Source organism: Methanosphaera cuniculi (genome assembly GCF_003149675.1).
GTDB lineage: Archaea > Methanobacteriota > Methanobacteria > Methanobacteriales > Methanobacteriaceae > Methanosphaera > Methanosphaera cuniculi.
In genome coordinates this window covers 1-1,505 of record NZ_LWMS01000033.1, presented here as the reverse complement: position 1 = coordinate 1,505, position 1,505 = coordinate 1, and the positions used below count along the sequence as shown (strand labels likewise).

Genomic DNA, 1,505 nt, shown 5'->3' with positions numbered 1-1,505 from the left:
ATATATATTATATTATATATTATTTAGTTTTAAAAATATACCTTTTTCATTCTTTCACTAATTCATTTAGTAAAATTGTTCTCTTATTTACCAAGTATTTATATAATTCTTTTTCTTTATCTTTCTCTTTATTCATTAGCTGAAGTTGATATGTAAGGTATTGTAGTTCATCTTCAAATCTATTCAATGTTTATTACCTCCCCCATATTATTCATTATTTCTTCTTTTTTTAGCACAGTTCGAAATATACTTTTTCTGTATTGAAATCATATGTAAATATTACATTTGTATACTTTGCACAGTCTACATTATATTCATTACAAAGTAATTTTGGTATGGGTATTGTGTGAATGTAGTTATTAATCTGGCATTGTATTATAATATATTTCTGCTGCTCTTCCAGCGTGAGTTTTTTAGTTATGTAAAATTTTTTTTGATCATAGTAAAGATATACTGCTCCTTTTATGCCTGGTATTGTTCGTATGATTGAAGGTATTGTTACTCTGAATGACGAATCTTGATTAGAGCATTTATTTATTTGTTGAATTTTGGAATACGCTTTTACTTGTTTGATATTATTTTGATCTATTATTTTTTGTTTTGCTCTTGTAATTTTTTATTCCTCCTATCTTTTTCCTTTTTTTATGTGTTTTTGTTTTTTCTTTCTTTGTTTGTTATTGTTTGATAGATATCTTTTTTAATTTCTATACATTTACTTTTGACTTCGTTATAATTGTAGTGGGGAAACAAGTTTATTATATCTTTAAATAGTTTGTCTGTTGCATTTACAGGTGTTGATTGATTTAAGTATAGAAAATCAAGTAACACTCCTATGTGAACTTTTTGTCTAAGCCATACTTTTATTAATTCGTCTTGATATTTTTTAAATAATTCATCTTTAGTATACAATTATATTCCTCCATTATATTATATCATAATTTAGTTTGTGACTTGATGGTGTAATATCTATGTGGGTGTCACGTGGTATTATTCTTGTTTGACTCTGAACATATGCCATTGCCCATTTATTTTTGTTAAGAAATTTAACGTGATATAGTGCATCATCTAGTGATGTGAATTGACTGTATATGTAGTGACATTTGTTGATGCGTTGATGTACTACATATTTGTTTTTGTTTGATTTTGTGCAGAATATACTTGAACGTGTGATAGGGAGTTTTTTATCTGGTTTGACATATACAGGTGATATTATGATTAATTGGTATGGTTCGTCAGTGAAGTATTGTGCTAGGTATTGTTGTACTTTTTGTGCTTCTTTTAGCGTTTTGTAGTATCCTATTGTGGTGTGTTTATTGCGTTTGGTTATTGTGATGATGTATCTTTTTTGTTTACGTGGTTTTATCACATTGGGGGGTGATGTAGCATGTTGTGTTGTGTTGTGTTTCAACATTTGTTATCCTCTTTTTTCCTTTTCTTTTTTTTCGTTATATCCACATTTTTATCATTAGTGTTAATAATAATAATAATAATAATAATAATAATAA

3 protein-coding genes are annotated in these 1,505 nt (G+C 26.7%); all 3 read right to left on the bottom strand.

Features of this window, described 5'->3' with window-relative positions; genetic code table 11:
• Window positions 1-46: 46 nt before the first annotated feature.
• The 3 genes from MSCUN_RS08320 to MSCUN_RS05510 all read right to left on the bottom strand — a co-directional run bounded on the left by MSCUN_RS08320 (window position 47) and on the right by MSCUN_RS05510 (window position 1,411).
• Window positions 47-187, bottom strand: a complete 141-nt coding sequence (locus tag MSCUN_RS08320; protein ID WP_170104064.1) for a hypothetical protein — start codon at window positions 185-187, stop codon at window positions 47-49.
• Between the two features lie 455 nt (window positions 188-642).
• A complete protein-coding gene (locus MSCUN_RS05515) occupies window positions 643-909 on the bottom strand; it encodes a hypothetical protein (protein WP_095608549.1) in 267 nt (88 codons plus the stop codon).
• A gap of 13 nt (window positions 910-922) precedes the next feature.
• The gene (locus MSCUN_RS05510) at window positions 923-1,411 is read right to left on the bottom strand and encodes a hypothetical protein (RefSeq protein WP_143744857.1); all 489 of its coding nucleotides are present in this window, start codon (window positions 1,409-1,411) and stop codon (window positions 923-925) included.
• Between the last annotated feature and the right edge of the window lie 94 nt (window positions 1,412-1,505).

What these genes read in the sequence shown, in the direction of transcription:
- MSCUN_RS05510 (WP_143744857.1), bottom strand. Translation starts at nt 1,411, where the DNA reads ATGTTGAAACACAACACAACACAACATGCTACATCACCCCCCAATGTG.